Raw genomic sequence first — 17,315 nt, 5'->3', positions numbered from 1 at the left:
TTCCGTGAATACCACAAAAGGCTAAAGTTTTAGAAATGAAGAAGAAAATTGAAATATTAGCTCCAGCTAGAGATTTAATTGGCGGAATGGCTGCCATAAACAGCGGTGCCGATGCTGTATATATTGGTGCACCACAATTTGGAGCACGATCTAATGCGAACAATTCTATTGAAGATGTTGCGGCATTGGTAAAATATGCACACTTATTTAACGCTCAAGTTTTTGTTGTAATGAATACCATTTTGTACGACAACGAATTAGATACGTGTCGTGCTATGATTTGGGAACTATACGGCATTGGTGTTGATGCCTTGATTATTCAGGACATGGCGATTATGGAAATGGACTTGCCTCCTATCGTTCTTCATGCCAGTACACAAGCTAACAATCGTGATGCTGATAAAATCAAATTCTTAAAAGATGCCGGAATCAAACGTGTGGTTTTAGCGCGTGAATTGAACTTGCATCAAATTAAAACAATCTACGACCATGCCGATGTAGAGCTAGAATTTTTCGTTACTGGAGCACTTTGTGTTTCTTTCAGCGGAAACTGTTATATGAGTGTGGCAAACGGAGAAAGAAGCGCCAACCGTGGTTCTTGTGCTCAAAACTGTCGTTTACCATACAACTTAATCGACGGAAACGGAGATACTTTAATCAAAAACAGTCACTTGCTTTCTATAAAAGATTTAGATGTTTCAGACCAGATTCCGAATTTGATTGAAGCTGGGATTGTTTCTTTCAAAATCGAAGGCCGTCTTAAAGATGTGGCTTACGTTAAAAATAACGTATCTTATCTTCGTCAGAAATTAGACCGTTATTTAGAAGGAAGCGATAAATACATTAAAGCTTCTTCTGGAAAATGCACCTACACTTTTGATTCTTCTTTAAGCAGAACTTTCAATCGCGGTTATACCGATTATTTCGTTAATGACAGAGATAAAAGCATTGGTTCTTGGGAAAGTCCAAAATCAAAAGGACAATATATTGGTAAATTAATCCGAACTATCGGAGACGCTTACGAAATTGAAAACGGCGAATTACTAAACAACGGCGACGGACTTTGTTTTATCAACGAAAACAATGAAGCCGACGGAATTTATGTAAACAAAGCCGAAAACGGAAAAGTATATCCAAACGTTTTAAAAGAAATCAAAGACGGAACTTTTATTTACCGTAATAATGATATTGCTTTCATCAAAATTGTTGAAAGAGAAGATAGTGCCATCCGTAAAATCGGAACTACTTTATTGTTTACTGAAAACGAAAAAGGTTTCGAATTAATCGCAACCGACGAAGACGGAAACATTAGCACAGTAACTTTAGAACACGCTAAAGAACAAACTAAAACTGGCGAATCTATCGCAGAAAACATCAAAACACAATTGGCAAAAACAGGTTTTACACCTTACAGCGCTGATGAAATTGATGTTGTATTTTCGCAAAACTGGTTCCTTCCTATTTCAAAAATCAACGAAATGAGAAGAAATGTTTTCGATCAGTTGTCTGAAATTCGTTTGGCAAATTACAAACGCGAAGAACATCAATTAGTAAAAACATCACATCCTTATCCAGAAACAAAATTGGATTTTATGTACAACGTTTCGAACAAAACTGCTCGTAAATTCTACGAACGCCACGGTGTTACCGAAATCGAAAAAGCATTCGAATTACAATGGGATCCAGGAAAATCTCGTGTAATGACGACAAAATATTGCATCAAATACGAATTAAAAAAATGCCCAATTCACCAAAAAGATATCGTGGGCGTTAAAGTAAAAGAACCATTAGTTTTAAAACAAGGCGAGTTAGAATACAAACTAAAATTCAACTGCAAACCCTGCGAAATGGAAATCTGGGAAAAAGATGCTGAATTTGAGATTGAAGAAGATCAATATCATTAATATACAAACCGATACTTTCAAAAGAAATATCGGTTTTTTATTTTGGGCGTGCCCCGCCAGAAAAAGGCGGGTCGGGCTATCCGTTACAAGTCCTCGCACTTCCTTCGTCAGGCTCCGGGCTTTCCACTTCTATCCCTCACGCAAACTGTAAAACGAGTAGAATTCATTTTCAAAAGTAAACTTCAATAATATCAATTGCCTCTAGCTTTAGCTGGAGGTTTTCAAAAGACATCTGTAATTCGGCTTTAGCCAAAAAATAAGTTTGGCTAAAGCCCTACATTCTACAATTTATTCCTCCAGCTAAAGCTGGAGGCAAATCAAATCAATCTTCAATTATTAAAAATTAAATCTGCTGAATCTGCAAAATCTGCGTGAGAATAATTCTCATTTTATTTATCTTTACTTTTTAAAATCAATTTCAATGGAATCCAAAAACAGCATTATAAAATACTCCATTATTACAGGATTTTTGGTGTGTTCTATTTTTCCATTATTAATCTTTTCAGAAAGCTATTTTGTTGATTTATGCGTCCAAATTTGTGATTTCGGTCTATTTTGGAATCCAATCTTTTGGGGAATATTATTTCCCTTATTTTTAGTTTTTCTTTTCTGGCGATCAGCAAAAAAGATCAGTACTTCATTAAATCAAATCTCTTATTTTAAAGCTTGCTCGCAATTCTCTTTTGCAGTAAGTTCAAAATTAATCATAGCTCTTTTTATAATTTATATCGTTGAAAAATTTATAAACGGAATATCAGTTGTATTGCGAATACAAATTTATGACATGATATTATTTTCGTTATTAATGATTCTTTTTCTATCATTTATATTAATGATTCTAACATTTTTAAGCAGCTTAATAATTGTAAAACTGAGTCAAAACTCCCAAACTTTAAATTCAATAAAATGAAAATACTACTCCTGGGTTCAGGCGAATTAGGCAAAGAATTCACTATCGCCGCACAACGAATCGGACAAACTATAATCGCAGTTGACAGTTACGAAAACGCACCCGCAATGCAAGTCGCACACGGATTTGAAGTAATCAATATGCTCGACGGTGAAGCGCTAGACAGAATCGTAGCCAAACATAATCCCGATTTTATTGTTCCAGAAATAGAAGCCATTCGTACCGAACGTTTTTATGATTACGAAAAACAAGGTATTACGGTTGTTCCTTCAGCGAAAGCAGCAAACTTTACTATGAATCGTAAAGCTATTCGTGATTTAGCAGCAAAAGAATTAGGCTTAAAAACTGCCAAATATCAATACGCAACATCGGCAGAAGAATTGCAAAAAGCCGTTCAGGAAGTTGGAATTCCGTGTGTGGTAAAACCTTTGATGTCTTCTTCTGGAAAAGGACAATCGACAATTAAAACCCAAGAAGATATTCTAAAAGCGTGGGAATATGCCGTTGCAGGTTCACGTGGTGATGTAATCGAGGTTATCGTAGAAGCATTTGTAAATTTCAATTCAGAAATCACGCTTTTAACTATTACTCAAAATAATAATCCGACACTTTTTTGTGCGCCAATTGGCCACAGACAAGAAAGAGGTGATTATCAGGAAAGCTGGCAACCGGCTTTGGTTTCAGATAAAGATTTATACGAGGCGCAGGATATGGCCGAAAAAATCACCGAGGCGCTTGGCGGTGCAGGGCTATTTGGTGTTGAATTTTTCTTAACGAATGAGGGAGTTTATTTCTCAGAACTTTCGCCGCGTCCGCATGATACGGGAATGGTAACTTTGGCGGGAACGCAGAATTTCAACGAATTCGAATTGCATTTAAGAGCCATTTTAAGTCTTCCAATTTTCGAAATTACTTTAGAAAAAGCCGGAGCTAGTGCTGTAATTTTAGCATCTGAAGATTCGACAAATCCAACTTTTACGGGAATCGAAAAAGTAGCAGCGTTGCCTAAAACCGATTTCAGGATTTTTGGAAAACCAACTTCTAGACCGTATCGCAGAATGGGCGTTGTTTTAAGTTCTGATTCTTTAGCAACTCCAATCGAAGAAGTAACAGAGCGTGCCAAAGCGACCGCGAAATTAATAACTGTAAATTCTTAACTATGAAAAATATACTTCTAGCCGCTTTTCTATTTATCGGAATTGCTGTAAACGCACAAGACAAAAAGAAATTTGACAAACCAACAATCGTAGAAGCTTCATGCGGAGAATGCCAATTTGGAATGAAAGGCAATAGCTGCGATTTAGCCGTTCGCATTGACGGAAAAAGCTATTTTGTTGACGGAACAACCATTCACGATCATGGTGATGCACATTCTGAAAAAGGATTTTGCAATGCCATCAGTAAAGCTTTAGTAACGGGAGAAATAAAAGGAAATCGTTTTAAAGCGACTTCATTCACTTTAATAGACGATAAAAAATAATGGCATTAATTCTTGAAAACATTGCCAAACACGTTTCGCTGACTCCAGAAGAACAGGCGCTTTTTTTATCTAAACTAGAAACGAACACTTACAAAGCCAAAACACTTTTACTTAATGCTGGCGAAGTTTGTAAACATTCGTATTTTGTGAATTCCGGAATTTTAAGAAGTTTCAACATCAACGATAATATCGTAGAACATGTTCTTTCTTTTGCGTGTGAAGGCTGGTGGATGAGTGATATGTACAGTTATTTTTCGCAAAAACCAGGACAGCTTTTTATCGAAGTTTTAGAAGAAGCCGAAGTAGTTTCTTTATCGAAAGAAAATCAGGAACAATTGTATTTGGAGATTCCAAAACTGGAACGTTTTTTCAGAATTTTGATTGAGAATTCTTTAGTTGCGAATCAGCAAAGATTAATGGACAATTTAAGTTTGCCTGCAGAAGAACGCTTTGAGAAATTCACTAAAAAATACGGAACGCTGGTTCATAAAGTACCTCAAAAACAAATCGCTTCTTTTATTGGCGTAACACCAGAATTTTTCAGTAAAATGAAAGCGCGCCTTTTGAAAAAATAAAGTTTTCCGCCACGACCCGAGCGATAGCGAATCGACGAAGTAATTCACGAATTATTTTTTGACAATCATTGAGAATAAAAATTCGTGAATTCGTGGCGGAAAAAAAATTAAAATTGCTCCACCTCTGTAGAATGTTCCATTGCAGTTATAGTTGATTTTCCAAGCATAACCGTATTTTGAACGGCATCAAAATAAGAAGTTCCCACAAAAGCCTGATGTTTTACAGCTCTGAATCCGTTTTTTTGAAAAGCGAATTCTCTTTCCTGCAATTCAGAATAACCCGCCATTCCACGTTCTTTGTAGGCTCTTGACAATTCGAACATACTGGTATTCAAAGCATGGAATCCCGCCAACGTAATGAATTGGAATGCATAACCCATTGCAGCCAAATCTTCTCTAAACGTTTCCATTTCAGCAACAGATAATTTCGCTGCCCAATTGAAAGATGGCGAACAATTGTATGCCAACATTTTATCTGGGAATTCTTTTTTCATTGCCTTTGCAAACTTTCTCGCGTAATCTAAATCCGGATTACTGGTTTCCATCCAAATCAAATCAGCATACGGTGCGTAACTTAATCCGCGGGCAATTCCCTGCTCGATTCCGTTGTTTACATAGAAGAAACCTTCGCTGGTTTTTTCGCCCGTTATAAATTTTCGGTCTCTTGGATCTGCGTCGCTGGTTAATAAATTGGCTGCATCGGCATCTGTTCTGGCAACAATTAAAGTCGGAACGCCCATAACGTCAGAAGCCAGTCGAGCAGCAATCAGTTTATTAATTGCTTCTTGTGTCGGCACCAAAACTTTCCCGCCTAAGTGTCCGCATTTTTTAGCTGAACTTAATTGATCCTCAAAATGAACTCCAGAAGCTCCAGCTTCAATCATCGATTTCATTAATTCGAAAGCATTTAAATTTCCTCCAAAACCAGCTTCGGCATCGGCTACAATCGGAACTAAATAATCTTTTTTATCTTCAATATTATTCACGGTCTGAATCTGATCAGCGCGCAATAAGGCATTATTAATTTTTTTAACTACCATCGGAACGCTGTTTACAGGGTAAAGCGACTGATCCGGATACATTTCGCCCGCCAAGTTCGCATCAGCAGCAACCTGCCATCCACTTAAATAAATCGCTTCTAAACCAGCATCGACTTCCTGAATCGCCTGATTTCCAGTTAAAGCGCCCAACCCGGCAACATAATCCTGACTTTTTAACTTTTTCCATAATTTCTGCGCTCCTATTTTGGCAATAGAATGCTCTATTTGATACGAACCCTGAAGCGTAACTACTTCTGCAGCAGTATAAGGACGTTCAACGCCTTTCCATCTTGGGTTCGTAATCCAATCGTTAATCAATTCCTGAATTCTGTCTTCTGTTGTTTTCATAAATGTTATAGTTAAGAGTGGTTAGTAATAGTGGTCAGTTTTAAACTGAGAGAAAATCTGCGAAAATCTATTCATTCACATTCTAATCTGCTTGATCTGCTAAATCTGCGTGAAAAAAAATTATACGCCCGCAGATTTTGCAGATTTTTTTTAGACTTTCCTGCAAGGTTTCCAAAACCTTGTAGGTATCACCATATTTATTAAGAATTACACCTACAAGGTTTCGCAAACCTTGCAGGAGTATTCGATGAAACATTTCTACAAATATTTGTAGCAAGGAATCGTCAAAAAGTCAACGAAATCAGGATTTACAACCAATCGTTCCAAAACTTTTTCAGCTAATGGAAATTGCTGTTCTTCGTGTTTTTCTTCGCCCAATTCGGTTTTGATTTTTTGGAATTCATCTAAAGCCAATTCGTGATAATAAGCTAGATCTAATTTTCGGCCGTTATCCAAAACCACTTTATTCTGAAGCCATTGCCACAACTGTGATCTCGAAATTTCGGCTGTGGCAGCATCTTCCATCAAATTATGCAACGCCGCTGCTCCTTGTCCGTTTAGCCATGAGGCCAGATATAAAACTCCTACATTGATATTTTTTCGAACACCGTTTTCGGTAATCAAACCAATTGGTGGTTCAATCAAATCTTCTTCTGTAATTTTTCTGTTTTCTCTTTTTACATGAATCTGATTTGGCGTCGGCATTCCTTTATCAAAAATTTCTTTGGCAATCGAAACCAAATCCGGATGCGCTACCCAAGTTCCGTCATGTCCGTTTCGAACTTCACGCTCTTTATCGGCTCTCACTTTCGCGAAAGCGATGGCATTAGCTTCTTCATTATTTCTAATCGGAATCTGCGCTGCCATTCCGCCAATCGCATGAATGCCGCGTTTATGACATCTTTGAATAACCAAATTAGAATACGCATTCATAAAAGGCGAAGTCATAGTCACCTGATCACGATCTGGAACAATAAATTTTGGATTTTTTCTGAACTTTTTAATGTACGAGAAAATATAATCCCAACGTCCGCAGTTTAAGCCAACGATATGTTCTTTCAATTCATAAATAATTTCGTCGAGCTGAAAACTTGCCGTAATAGTTTCAATTAAAACCGTCACTTTTATCGTTCCTCTTTTTAGTTTCAAATAATCTTCAGTAAAATCAATTACCGAATTCCACCAGCGCGCTTCTAAGTAATGTTCTAATTTCGGAATGTAAAAATACGGTCCGGAATTATTTTCGATTAATCTTTTATGATTGTGAAAAACGTATAAACCAAAATCGATCAAAGATCCCGAAGCTTCATTTCCTTCAATCAAAATGTGTTTTTCTGGAAGATGCAGACCTCTAGGACGAACAATCAAAACAGCTGTTTTCTCTTTTAAATGATACGATTTCTGTTTCACCAAATCGGTATAGGTAATGGTTTTGTTTACCGCATCGATTAAATTTATTTGACCGTCCATCAAATTTTGCCAAGTCGGTGAAGTGCTGTCTTCAAAATCGGCCATAAAAGTTTTCGCTCCTGAATTCAACGCATTGATAATCATTTTGCGGTCAACCGGTCCAGTAATTTCAACTCGGCGATCCAATAAATCTTTCGGAGTTTCTCCAGCTGTCCAATTGCCTTCTCTGACGCTTTTTGTTTCTGGAATAAAAGTCGGCATGACTCCATTATCAAAAGCAGTTTGTTTTTGCTCACGCTGTAACAATAACAATTTTCGCTGCGAATCGAATCTTTTGTGTAATTCGATAATAAAAGCAGTTGCTTCTTCTGTCCAGATTTTTGGATAAGCAAGCTTTTTGTCGGCCAGAATTTCTAAAGCCATTTCAGTAATCTCTAATTGGTTTTTCATAGCTGCAGATTTTAATTTTTAAGTCATTAAAGAGATTGTCTCTTCAATATTTTGGTTTTGCCGAAAATCACTAAATCATAACTAATTCATAATTAACAAGTTTCAACGATACAATGTTATAAAAAAGTTTTTTACAAAACAAGCGAACGTTCGCTAAATTTAAAAAATATTTTTTTGGCGATTATTTTTAGATTGTTTACATTTGATTTATGGATATCGAAAAAGACTATATAAAGCTGATTTTTGGGCTAAAAATGAAGCAGGTTCGCTCACAAAAGAATCTCTCCCTTTTTGGTTTGGCCAAACTGACCAATCTTTCAAAATCGTATTTAAACGAGATTGAAAAGGGAAAAAAATATCCCAAAACAGATAAAATTTTGCTTTTATGCGAACATTTGGACGTGCCTTATGACCAAATGGTGTCTTTAAAACTCGATAATAACCTCGCTCCGATTGGCGAAATCCTTAAATCTGGAATTTTAAAAGAGATTCCACTGGAACTTTTTGGAATTCAAGAAGCGGATTTAATTGATATTATTGCAAATGCTCCAGCAAAAGTCAATGCGTTTATTAGTACGATTATCGAAATTGCACAGCATTATAATCTGAGTCGTGAAAGTTTCTTTTTGGCTGCATTGCGTTCGTATCAGGAAGCGCACAGCAATTATTTTGAAGATCTGGAAGAAAAAGTAATTGCTTTTTCGAAGTCTTTTCAGATTAATTTAGATTCTAAAATTAGTGTTGAAGAATTGGAAGCGATTCTCAAAGAAGAATACGAGTATAAAATTGAAGAAATTGCTTTTACCGATCAGGAAGCTTTGGGCGATTTGCGTTCGATTTATGTTCCGAAGAGCAGAACATTATTGCTTTCAACCGAATTGGATGATCCACAAAAAGCTTTTATTTTAGCCAAAGAAATTGCTTATAATTATCTCAAAATATCTGATCGTTTATTGACGTTTAGCTGGATTAAGTTTGAAAATTTTGATCAGGTTCTGAATAATTTCTATGCTTCTTATTTTGCCGGTGCTTTGCTTTTGCCGAGAAAATTGGTTGTAGATAAAATCAATCTTTTTCTAGAAAATGAAAATCCAAAACCAGAAGAATTTGTTTCGCTAATTGAAAGTTTTCAGGTTTCACCCGAATCATTTTATCAGCGATTGACAAATTTGTTGCCAAAAGATTTTCAACTGAAGAACCTTTTCTTTCTGAGATTATCACATAGGATAGATTCTGATTTTTATCAGATCAACAAAGAATTACACATTACGCACCAGCAGGAACCGCACGCCAACGAAACCAACGAGCATTATTGCAGAAGATGGGTTTCGGTTAAAACTATTGATGAAGCAATTCGTCAAAATAAACCTCATTTTTTTGATGCACAGATTTCGAGTTATGCCAATAGCGGAAATGAATATTTGGTTTTCTCTTCGGCTACAAAAGATCCTTTTGCTGAAAATTATATTAGAAGTATATCAGTTGGGATTTTAATTAATCCGACCATGAAAAAGAAATTCAAATTTATTGATGGAAAGCCTTTGGTAAAACGAATTGTGGGCGTTACCTGCGAAACTTGTGCTGTTGAAAACTGCCTAGAAAGAGCCGCACCACCAATTGTTTTGGAAAAGAAAAAACGTCATGAGAATACCGATGCTGTTGTGCAGCAGTTTATTAATCAATACAGCTAGAATCTTATGAAATATTTATCTTTAATTATAATTCTGCTTTCTTTTAATTTCAATCAGAAAACAGATAAGCTTAATGGCCGTTATAATTATTTAATAGAAGACGATAATTCTTATATCCAAAAAGATAAAATTACTTTTAAGGATAGTGTGTTCGTTTTTGATAATAAATACATGCCAAAAGGAAAGGTTTCTTATGGCAAAGCAGTATTGTTGGAAAACTTCATAAATACTAGCTTAGTTATAACTATTCCAAAAGATCAGATTCAAAAAGATACTATTGAATTTTATATGCATGATAAGAATAGTTCTGCTGCGAATTATCTTGATGAAGTGACTGGAAAAGGGAGATTGATTAGGATAAAATAGTTGATTTTCTTTCTTTCCACGTGATTTTTGTCATTCCGAGGAACGAGGAATCTCCGTTAGAAACTCGACAAAGATTAGCAATTCACTTTGCGGAGCTACTTGCGAAGATTCCTCGTTCCTCGGAATGACAAACTAAACGGTTAATCTTGTCTATAATACCCCTGAAAACAAAAACTTCTAAATTAGCCCCGATAGAGGTGGAAATCCTTTTGTGACGGGGTTCGGCACAAAAGATTGAAACGGATAGCGGGACTAGACTTCTTTTGAAAAATAAAATTTCTGCTTCCAAAAAAACTTAGCCCCTTAGTAGCTTAAAATCTTAGCTGCTTAAGAACTTAACCTAGATTAAGTGCTTTTCCTTTACCATGGTGGTATCTTTGTACTATAAAAATAACAAAACGACAAAGTCATGGAAAATATAGTAGTACATAAAGCAGAATCAAGAGGAAATGCAAATCACGGTTGGTTAAATGCTTATCACAGTTTTAGTTTTGCGAGCTGGTACAATCCAGATAGAATTCAGTTTGGAGCTTTGAGAGTTTTAAACGATGATACGATTGCTGCCGGAATGGGTTTTGGAACGCATCCACACGATAATATGGAAATCATTACGATTCCGCTTGAAGGAGATTTGGCTCACAAAGACAGTATGGGAAATACTGAGGTGATCAAAAACGGAGACATTCAGGTGATGAGCGCTGGAACTGGAATTCAGCATAGCGAATTTAATCCAAATGCAGATCAGCAGACTAAATTATTGCAGATTTGGCTGTTTCCAAACAAAAGAAACGTTACGCCACGTTACCAGCAGATTACTTTGGATGTTGCCGACAGACATAATAAATTGTCTCAGGTTTTATCTCCAAATGCAGACGATGAAGGGGTTTGGATTCACCAAGACGCTTGGTTCAATATGGGGAATTTCGATTCTGGAGTTTCTGCGGAATATAAAATCAAAAAAGAAGGAAACGGAGTTTACGCTTTCGTTTTGAAAGGAAATGTAACCATCAACGGTCAGGAATTGAACAGCCGTGATGCCGTTGGAATTTCAGGAACTAACACTCTTAAGATTCAAGCCAACACAGATGCTGAATTTTTATTAATGGATGTTCCGATGAATTATTAATTCAAACAAAAACAATTAAATACCTGTACTTGGAAACGGCAATAAATCTATAAATCAGATTGTTGCCGTTTCTTTTTTTTGTAATTTACTAAAGTTTAAGCCACGAATTTCACTAATTACACAAATTAAAAACAAATAAAATTCGTGAGGATTCGTGTAATTCGTGGCAAACAAAAAATCTGTGGCTTATAAATAAATCTCAATTTTCATTTCTTAATCTAGGTTAAGTGCTTCAGGACAACTGTCACCGTAACTTTGTCCTATCAAAATGAAACAAATTAATTATTTAAAAAATAAAATTATGGCAACTACAAAATGGTCAATTGACCCAACTCACTCAGAAATTGGTTTTAAAGTTAAACACATGATGTTTACTAATGTTTCAGGAAAATTTGGAACTTATGAAGCTTCTGCAATTACAGAGGGCGAAAGTTTTGACAATGCAGATTTCAGTTTTTCTGCTGATATCGCTTCTGTTGACACTGCAAATGCTGACCGTGACGGACATTTAAGAAGCGGTGATTTCTTTGACGCTGAGAATCATCCAAAATTAACTTTCAAATCTTCTGCTTTCAAAAAAATCAACGATGGTGAATTTGAATTAACTGGAGATTTAAACATTAAAGGTGTTTCTAAAACAGTAAAATTCCCAGTTGAATTCAGCGGAATCATGACTGATCCTTGGGGAAATACTAAAGTTGGTTTAAGCATAGAGGGAAAAATCAATCGTAAAGATTGGGGCTTAAACTGGAACTCTGCTCTTGAAACTGGAGGAGTTTTAGTTGGTGAAGAAGTAAAATTAAATATCGAATTACAATTCGTAAAACAAGCTTAATCTTTTGGTTTTAGATTAAAATTGGTTGGTTAAAAGCTCTGTGCTATGAAGTGCAGGGCTTTTTTTATAGCCACGAATTCACGAATTATTTTTATCATCTTTGCGCATAAAAAAATTCGTGAATTCGTGGCGGAAAAAACTATCGCACTGTATTTCTAAATTCTGTGGGAGACATTCCAGTTTGTTTTTTGAAGAAGCGGGAGAAATAGGAATAATCTTCGTAACCGACTTTGAATGCGACTTCGTTTACGGCTAATTGTTTATCAATCAGCATTCTTTTGATTTCTAAGATTACGCGGTCTGTTATGACTTCTGTTGCTGTTTTTTGAAGAATTTCGTTACAGATTCTATTTAGGTGTTTTAATGTAATATTGAGTTTTTCTGCATAAAAAGAAGGCAACTTTTCGGTTCTGAAATATTCTTCTAAAAGTGATTCGAAAGTATTGATTTTGATATTGTACGAATGTGTTTGATGCGAATAGGTTTCGCTATATTTTCTAGACACTTCGATATGAATGCAATCTAATAAATTCAGTAATTTATCTAATTGATATTTGTTGTTTTGAGTGTTTTCCTGAATCAATAAATTGAAAAAAGGCAGGATTTTAGGAATCTCATTTTCTTCAAAAACCATTTCTGGTCGGTTATGAATGGAATGATAAAAATTATAATCGTTGATTTTTTTTTGTCCAAAATACAAATTGTACAATTCCTGCGAAAAGATGATTACGAAACCTTCTATGTCTTCAGATAAGTTCCAATGATGCATCTGTCCAGGCTGTAAAACAAAAAGACTCCCTCTTTTTATTTCAAACTGATCAAAATCGACTTCATGCAATCCTGAACCTTTGGTAAAAAAAACCATTAAATACGAATCATGACGATGCGGTTCTTCGACAAAACTGTGGCTTTTTAAATGTTCTTTAAAAGTATTGACATAAAAATCACGGTGAATGTCGTTACAGCTGAAATTTTGAACGCTATAAACGGGATATCTTTTCATACACAAAAAATTTTTATTGATTTCTGATTACAGAATGCTATTGATCGATTTGGAATTTGGAATTTAGATTTTGAAAATTTAGTCAAAAATGTCTTTTTTGTGCTATAATAAGCGAAGATATAAAAAAGACTTTTAAGTCATTACAAATTACCTTTGTACAAACAAAAATTAACAAAATCATGTCAAGCGCATTAACTCATATTTTAAAAAACGAATGTCCTGTTTGTCACAAAGGAAAAGTTTTTACAGACAAGAATATTTTTCTGAATTTCAGTTTTCCGAAAATGAACGAATATTGTAGTCATTGCCATTATAAATTCCAAAAAGAGCCTGGTTATTTCTTTGGCGCCATGTACGTAAACTATGGCTTAACGGTAGCTCAGGGTATTGCAACGTATTGTATTGCGCAATATTTCTTCGAAACTAACTTCGATTTAAGAATCCTTCCGATCATTGCAGTCGTGATTACTTTACTTACTCCTTTTAATCTCCGATTTTCAAGATTAGCATGGATTTACATGTTTAAGGGTTATACAAGTTAAAAAAATAGTACTTTTGCCTTCCAATTGAAACTAATTTTCAATTTTAAAAAAAAATAAAAAATTAAATTAGACAAATGAAAGCATACGTATTTCCGGGTCAAGGTGCACAGTTCACAGGAATGGGTAAAGACCTTTATGAAAATTCGGCTTTAGCCAAAGAATTATTCGAAAAAGCAAATGAAATTCTAGGTTTCAGAATTACAGATATTATGTTCGAAGGTACTGCCGAAGAACTAAAAGAAACGAAAGTGACTCAACCAGCTGTATTTTTACACTCTGTTATTTTAGCTAAAACTTTGGAAGATTTTAAACCGGAAATGGTTGCGGGTCACTCATTGGGAGAATTTTCAGCTTTAGTTGCGAACGGAACTTTATCTTTTGAAGACGGATTAAAATTAGTTTCTCAGCGTGCTCAAGCAATGCAGAAAGCTTGCGAAATCACTCCGTCTACAATGGCCGCGGTTTTAGGTTTAGCTGATAATGTTGTTGAAGAAGTTTGCGCTTCTATCGATGGTGTCGTAGTGGCTGCAAACTATAACTGCCCTGGTCAATTGGTAATTTCTGGAGAAACTACTGCTGTTGAAAAAGCTTGTGAAGCTATGAAAGCTGCCGGAGCAAAACGTGCTTTGATTCTGCCTGTTGGAGGTGCTTTCCACTCACCAATGATGGAACCTGCAAGAGAAGAATTGGCTGCTGCAATTGAAGCAACTACTTTCTCAACTCCAATTTGTCCAGTGTATCAAAACGTTACTGCAAACGCAGTTTCTGATGCTAACGAAATTAAAAAGAACTTAATCATTCAATTAACAGCTCCTGTAAAATGGACACAATCTGTACAACAAATGATCGCTGACGGCGCAACTTTATTTACTGAAGTTGGTCCTGGAAAAGTTTTAGCTGGATTAATTAACAAAATTGATAAAGAAGCTGCTACTGCTAATGCTTAATTTTTAAAGTGATCAGTGGTCAGTTTTTTTTTTAGTGATCAGTTAAAATATAAATTTAAAATCCCGAATTCATTTATTTATGAGTTCGGGATTTTTATTTTTAAAGGTCTTTAGCTTCAATAGAATTATTATTTATGATTCCTGTTATCAAATAATTTTGTCCTCTTTTTTCAAAAAATATATACCAAGTCGTTCTAGAATTTGTTTTGTAGAAAATGTAGTTTACTCCTAAATGTTTAATTGAATTGGGAGTTTTTTTATGAGGAAAATTTGAAATACTCGATAAAACAAAATCTACAATTTTATGAACATAATTTTCCGCAGATTCAAAAAAACCAAAATATTCTTCTTCAAAAAGATTAAAAACTAAAATGTCGAAATACTTTAGAACAGCATCTGTTAAAATTATTTTTTCCAAGGATAAGCTTTTATTCTTTTGGACATTTCAGTTTTAAATTCCTCTGGTGTTAATCCCTTAGCAAACTCAGCATCAAAATCAAAAGTCTCATGATCTATGCCTTTAAATTTTGGTCTTATCGGCTTATAATCAACTGCAGGTTCTTCGAACTTGTTGTTTTTCTCGTTTTCTTTTTTTGCATCCATAATCACTTTCTTAATTCTTCAAATTTACAACAAAAAGATCGAACATGAATTTATTTGAAAGTTTTTTCTTTCTTTTTATAATTAATAATAAAAACTCCTAAAATAATTAGAATTGTTGCAATTATAAACTCAACTGTTATTCTCTCATTCAAAAGAAGCCAGCCTAAGAATACCGCAATAATCGTATTGATATATGCCAGAATAGAAACCTGTACCGGCGTAACGTGTTTCAAGGCATAATTATAACTAAAAAAAGCAATTACTGATCCGAAAATTGACAAGTACAAAGCTGCACCTATACTGGTCAAACTCCATGAACTTACATCTGGATTTGGAGAAAAAATAGAAGCCAAAACCAATTGAATGCAAGAAGCCATTGAAAATTGGTAAAATAAATTCAAGATAATATTCTTGGATTTACTTCCGTGAATTTTGGTATAAATGGTTCCTGCTGCCCACGCTGTGATTGCAAATCCCATGAATATCATTCCGGTTCTGTAATCTTCGTCCAAAAAAGAGGCGAGTCCGTCTTTAAATATTAAAACAACTCCCGAGAAACCGATAACCACCCCCATAAATCCTTTGAAACTCATTTTTTGCAATCCGAACAAAATACTGCCCAGAAAAATAAGTATCGGTGCTAAAGCGCTAATAACAGAAGCTAATCCGCTTGGCAAAGTTTGTTCTGCAATTGTCGTAAAACCATTTGCAATGACAAGCATCGAAACCGATGCAACCAGCTGATGCTTTAAATTTTCCCAGCCAATCCATTTTAATTCTTTTTTGAACAGCAAAATAACCATCATAATTATTCCTGCCAATCCTTGACGAATTGATGTTACAAACCAAGGCGGAATAGTTTCGACCGCAACTCTGATTCCTAAAAAGGTGGTTCCCCAAATAATGCCAACCGCCATTAAGGCAAATATTAATTTATAATCTATAGTTTGTTTCATGACACTCAATACGCTAAAAAAAATCCCAAACTATACTGCTATAATTTGGGATCTTAAAATTTTATAATTTTAATTGATAAGAAATTTATTTATTCCTCACTTTTTGTTCCCATTTCCAGGCGCTCGCCATAGCTTCGTCTAAACTTAGTTCAGCCTTCCATCCTAGCACATTATTTGCCTTATCTGTATTTGCATACGCTTCGGTAATATCTCCTTCACGGCGTGGCATCATTTTGTATGGCAATTTTTTATCGCTGACCTTTTCAAAACTGTGAATGACCTCCAAAACAGAACTTCCTTTTCCAGTTCCTAAATTAAAAGTTTCCACTTTTGCTAAATTCTTTTTATTCAACAAACGCTGTAACGCAATTACGTGCGCTTTTGCTAAATCAACAACATGAATATAATCGCGAACTGCAGTTCCGTCTGGCGTTGGATAATCGTTTCCGAAAACCGATAATTCCTGACGTAAGCCTACTCCTGTCTGCGTAATAAATGGAACCAAATTCTGAGGAACTCCTAATGGCAATTCTCCAATTTCTACTGATTCATGCGCCCCAACTGGGTTAAAATAACGCAATAAAATAGCGCTGATATTGGTAACCTTTGCAGTATCAGTAATAATTTCTTCTCCAATTTGTTTGGTATTTCCGTAAGGAGACATTGCTGTTTGGACTGGAGCATCTTCTGTAATTGGCATTTTTTCGGCTTGACCGTAAACCGTACAAGAAGAGCTGAAAATAAAACTTGCCTCTGGTTTTTGCTGTAATTCCTGTAAAAGGTAAATTAAACTGCTAATGTTGTTTTCATAATACAACAATGGTTGCTCAACACTTTCTCCAACTGCTTTTGAAGCTGCAAAATGAATGACTCCAGTAACATCATCGTGTTTTTTAAAGAAATCCCGAACAGCACTTTTTTCTCTTAAATCTAATTTTTCGAATAAAGGCGTTTTACCTGTAATCGCTGTAATTCCTTTTAAAACATCTTCTGAAGAATTGGAAAGATTATCAATAATCACGACTTCAAAGCCTTCATTTTGCAATTCGACTACAGTGTGCGATCCGATAAATCCTAATCCTCCTGTTACTAATACTTTCATTTTGTGGTTGTTTGTGGTTATATTTTC

At 35.2% G+C, this 17,315-nt stretch carries 17 protein-coding genes; 10 read left to right on the top strand and 7 right to left on the bottom strand.

The window, feature by feature from the left end; all coding sequences use genetic code 11:
- Positions 1-35: 35 nt before the first annotated feature.
- The 4 genes from ACWA1F_RS11415 to ACWA1F_RS11400 all read left to right on the top strand — a co-directional run bounded on the left by ACWA1F_RS11415 (position 36) and on the right by ACWA1F_RS11400 (position 4,869).
- The gene (locus tag ACWA1F_RS11415; protein WP_456893851.1) at positions 36-1,904 is read left to right on the top strand and encodes a peptidase U32 family protein; all 1,869 of its coding nucleotides are present in this window, start codon (positions 36-38) and stop codon (positions 1,902-1,904) included.
- 906 nt (positions 1,905-2,810) lie between these two features.
- Positions 2,811-3,971: a formate-dependent phosphoribosylglycinamide formyltransferase gene (purT, locus tag ACWA1F_RS11410; RefSeq protein ID WP_456893850.1), complete on the top strand. Its 1,161-nt coding sequence runs from the start codon at positions 2,811-2,813 to the stop codon at positions 3,969-3,971.
- A gap of 2 nt (positions 3,972-3,973) precedes the next feature.
- Positions 3,974-4,294: a DUF6370 family protein gene (locus tag ACWA1F_RS11405; RefSeq protein ID WP_456893849.1), complete on the top strand. Its 321-nt coding sequence runs from the start codon at positions 3,974-3,976 to the stop codon at positions 4,292-4,294.
- A complete protein-coding gene (locus ACWA1F_RS11400) occupies positions 4,294-4,869 on the top strand; it encodes a Crp/Fnr family transcriptional regulator (protein ID WP_066032734.1) in 576 nt (191 codons plus the stop codon). Before ACWA1F_RS11405 ends, ACWA1F_RS11400 begins: the two co-directional genes overlap by 1 nt.
- A gap of 107 nt (positions 4,870-4,976) precedes the next feature.
- On the opposite strand, the gene aceA is transcribed toward ACWA1F_RS11400, so the two are convergent.
- Together aceA and aceB are read right to left on the bottom strand one after the other, a co-directional pair.
- Positions 4,977-6,257 (bottom strand): isocitrate lyase, encoded by a 1,281-nt coding sequence (aceA, locus tag ACWA1F_RS11395; RefSeq protein ID WP_456893848.1) that lies wholly within the window; start codon positions 6,255-6,257, stop codon positions 4,977-4,979.
- Between the two features lie 258 nt (positions 6,258-6,515).
- Positions 6,516-8,117, bottom strand: coding sequence for a malate synthase A (aceB, locus tag ACWA1F_RS11390; RefSeq protein WP_456893847.1), 1,602 nt, complete (start codon positions 8,115-8,117; stop codon positions 6,516-6,518).
- Positions 8,118-8,326: 209 nt separating this feature from the next.
- Here aceB and ACWA1F_RS11385 point away from each other — a divergent pair, with 209 nt between their 5' ends.
- From ACWA1F_RS11385 to ACWA1F_RS11370, 4 genes are all read left to right on the top strand, one after another.
- A complete protein-coding gene (locus tag ACWA1F_RS11385) occupies positions 8,327-9,808 on the top strand; it encodes a helix-turn-helix domain-containing protein (protein WP_456893846.1) in 1,482 nt (493 codons plus the stop codon).
- A gap of 6 nt (positions 9,809-9,814) precedes the next feature.
- Positions 9,815-10,174 (top strand): hypothetical protein, encoded by a 360-nt coding sequence (locus ACWA1F_RS11380; protein WP_456893845.1) that lies wholly within the window; start codon positions 9,815-9,817, stop codon positions 10,172-10,174.
- 409 nt (positions 10,175-10,583) lie between these two features.
- Positions 10,584-11,300: a pirin family protein gene (locus ACWA1F_RS11375; protein WP_456893844.1), complete on the top strand. Its 717-nt coding sequence runs from the start codon at positions 10,584-10,586 to the stop codon at positions 11,298-11,300.
- A 301-nt stretch (positions 11,301-11,601) separates the two neighbouring features.
- The gene (locus ACWA1F_RS11370) at positions 11,602-12,135 is read left to right on the top strand and encodes a YceI family protein (protein ID WP_306159539.1); all 534 of its coding nucleotides are present in this window, start codon (positions 11,602-11,604) and stop codon (positions 12,133-12,135) included.
- Positions 12,136-12,274: 139 nt separating this feature from the next.
- Here the strand turns inward: ACWA1F_RS11370 and ACWA1F_RS11365 are convergent, their stop codons facing one another.
- Positions 12,275-13,138, bottom strand: coding sequence for a helix-turn-helix domain-containing protein (locus ACWA1F_RS11365; RefSeq protein WP_456893843.1), 864 nt, complete (start codon positions 13,136-13,138; stop codon positions 12,275-12,277).
- A 179-nt stretch (positions 13,139-13,317) separates the two neighbouring features.
- On the opposite strand from ACWA1F_RS11365, the gene ACWA1F_RS11360 reads away from it, so the two are divergent.
- The gene (locus ACWA1F_RS11360) at positions 13,318-13,680 is read left to right on the top strand and encodes a DUF983 domain-containing protein (protein ID WP_091492477.1); all 363 of its coding nucleotides are present in this window, start codon (positions 13,318-13,320) and stop codon (positions 13,678-13,680) included.
- Positions 13,681-13,754: 74 nt separating this feature from the next.
- Positions 13,755-14,627, top strand: coding sequence for an ACP S-malonyltransferase (fabD, locus tag ACWA1F_RS11355; protein ID WP_456893842.1), 873 nt, complete (start codon positions 13,755-13,757; stop codon positions 14,625-14,627).
- A 100-nt stretch (positions 14,628-14,727) separates the two neighbouring features.
- Here fabD and ACWA1F_RS11350 read toward each other — a convergent pair whose 3' ends face one another.
- From ACWA1F_RS11350 to galE, 4 genes are all read right to left on the bottom strand, one after another.
- Positions 14,728-15,045: a hypothetical protein gene (locus tag ACWA1F_RS11350; protein ID WP_456893841.1), complete on the bottom strand. Its 318-nt coding sequence runs from the start codon at positions 15,043-15,045 to the stop codon at positions 14,728-14,730.
- On the bottom strand, positions 15,033-15,230 hold the full coding sequence (locus ACWA1F_RS11345; protein WP_456893840.1) for a hypothetical protein: 198 nt from the start codon (positions 15,228-15,230) through the stop codon (positions 15,033-15,035). The genes ACWA1F_RS11350 and ACWA1F_RS11345 overlap by 13 nt, the downstream gene beginning before the upstream one ends.
- Before the next feature lie 50 nt (positions 15,231-15,280).
- Positions 15,281-16,186 (bottom strand): DMT family transporter, encoded by a 906-nt coding sequence (locus tag ACWA1F_RS11340; protein WP_456893839.1) that lies wholly within the window; start codon positions 16,184-16,186, stop codon positions 15,281-15,283.
- An 85-nt stretch (positions 16,187-16,271) separates the two neighbouring features.
- Positions 16,272-17,288 carry a UDP-glucose 4-epimerase GalE gene (gene galE, locus ACWA1F_RS11335; RefSeq protein ID WP_456893838.1) on the bottom strand — a complete coding sequence of 339 codons (1,017 nt, stop codon included), beginning with the start codon at positions 17,286-17,288 and terminating at the stop codon, positions 16,272-16,274.
- Positions 17,289-17,315 lie beyond the last annotated feature (27 nt).

The organism is Flavobacterium erigeronis, assembly GCF_054075165.1.
Note: the sequence above shows the minus strand (reverse complement) of the source record. Positions and strands in the feature narration are given on the sequence as shown.

Excerpts from the sequence above, each read along its gene's own strand:
- ACWA1F_RS11415 (WP_456893851.1), top strand. The coding sequence starts at position 36 with ATGAAGAAGAAAATTGAAATATTAGCTCCAGCTAGAGATTTAATTGGC.
- purT (WP_456893850.1), top strand. The coding sequence starts at position 2,811 with ATGAAAATACTACTCCTGGGTTCAGGCGAATTAGGCAAAGAATTCACT.
- ACWA1F_RS11405 (WP_456893849.1), top strand. The coding sequence starts at position 3,974 with ATGAAAAATATACTTCTAGCCGCTTTTCTATTTATCGGAATTGCTGTA.
- ACWA1F_RS11400 (WP_066032734.1), top strand. The coding sequence starts at position 4,294 with ATGGCATTAATTCTTGAAAACATTGCCAAACACGTTTCGCTGACTCCA.
- aceA (WP_456893848.1), bottom strand. The coding sequence starts at position 6,257 with ATGAAAACAACAGAAGACAGAATTCAGGAATTGATTAACGATTGGATT.
- aceB (WP_456893847.1), bottom strand. The coding sequence starts at position 8,117 with ATGAAAAACCAATTAGAGATTACTGAAATGGCTTTAGAAATTCTGGCC.
- ACWA1F_RS11385 (WP_456893846.1), top strand. The coding sequence starts at position 8,327 with ATGGATATCGAAAAAGACTATATAAAGCTGATTTTTGGGCTAAAAATG.
- ACWA1F_RS11380 (WP_456893845.1), top strand. The coding sequence starts at position 9,815 with ATGAAATATTTATCTTTAATTATAATTCTGCTTTCTTTTAATTTCAAT.
- ACWA1F_RS11375 (WP_456893844.1), top strand. The coding sequence starts at position 10,584 with ATGGAAAATATAGTAGTACATAAAGCAGAATCAAGAGGAAATGCAAAT.
- ACWA1F_RS11370 (WP_306159539.1), top strand. The coding sequence starts at position 11,602 with ATGGCAACTACAAAATGGTCAATTGACCCAACTCACTCAGAAATTGGT.
- ACWA1F_RS11365 (WP_456893843.1), bottom strand. The coding sequence starts at position 13,138 with ATGAAAAGATATCCCGTTTATAGCGTTCAAAATTTCAGCTGTAACGAC.
- ACWA1F_RS11360 (WP_091492477.1), top strand. The coding sequence starts at position 13,318 with ATGTCAAGCGCATTAACTCATATTTTAAAAAACGAATGTCCTGTTTGT.
- fabD (WP_456893842.1), top strand. The coding sequence starts at position 13,755 with ATGAAAGCATACGTATTTCCGGGTCAAGGTGCACAGTTCACAGGAATG.
- ACWA1F_RS11345 (WP_456893840.1), bottom strand. The coding sequence starts at position 15,230 with ATGGATGCAAAAAAAGAAAACGAGAAAAACAACAAGTTCGAAGAACCT.
- ACWA1F_RS11340 (WP_456893839.1), bottom strand. The coding sequence starts at position 16,186 with ATGAAACAAACTATAGATTATAAATTAATATTTGCCTTAATGGCGGTT.
- galE (WP_456893838.1), bottom strand. The coding sequence starts at position 17,288 with ATGAAAGTATTAGTAACAGGAGGATTAGGATTTATCGGATCGCACACT.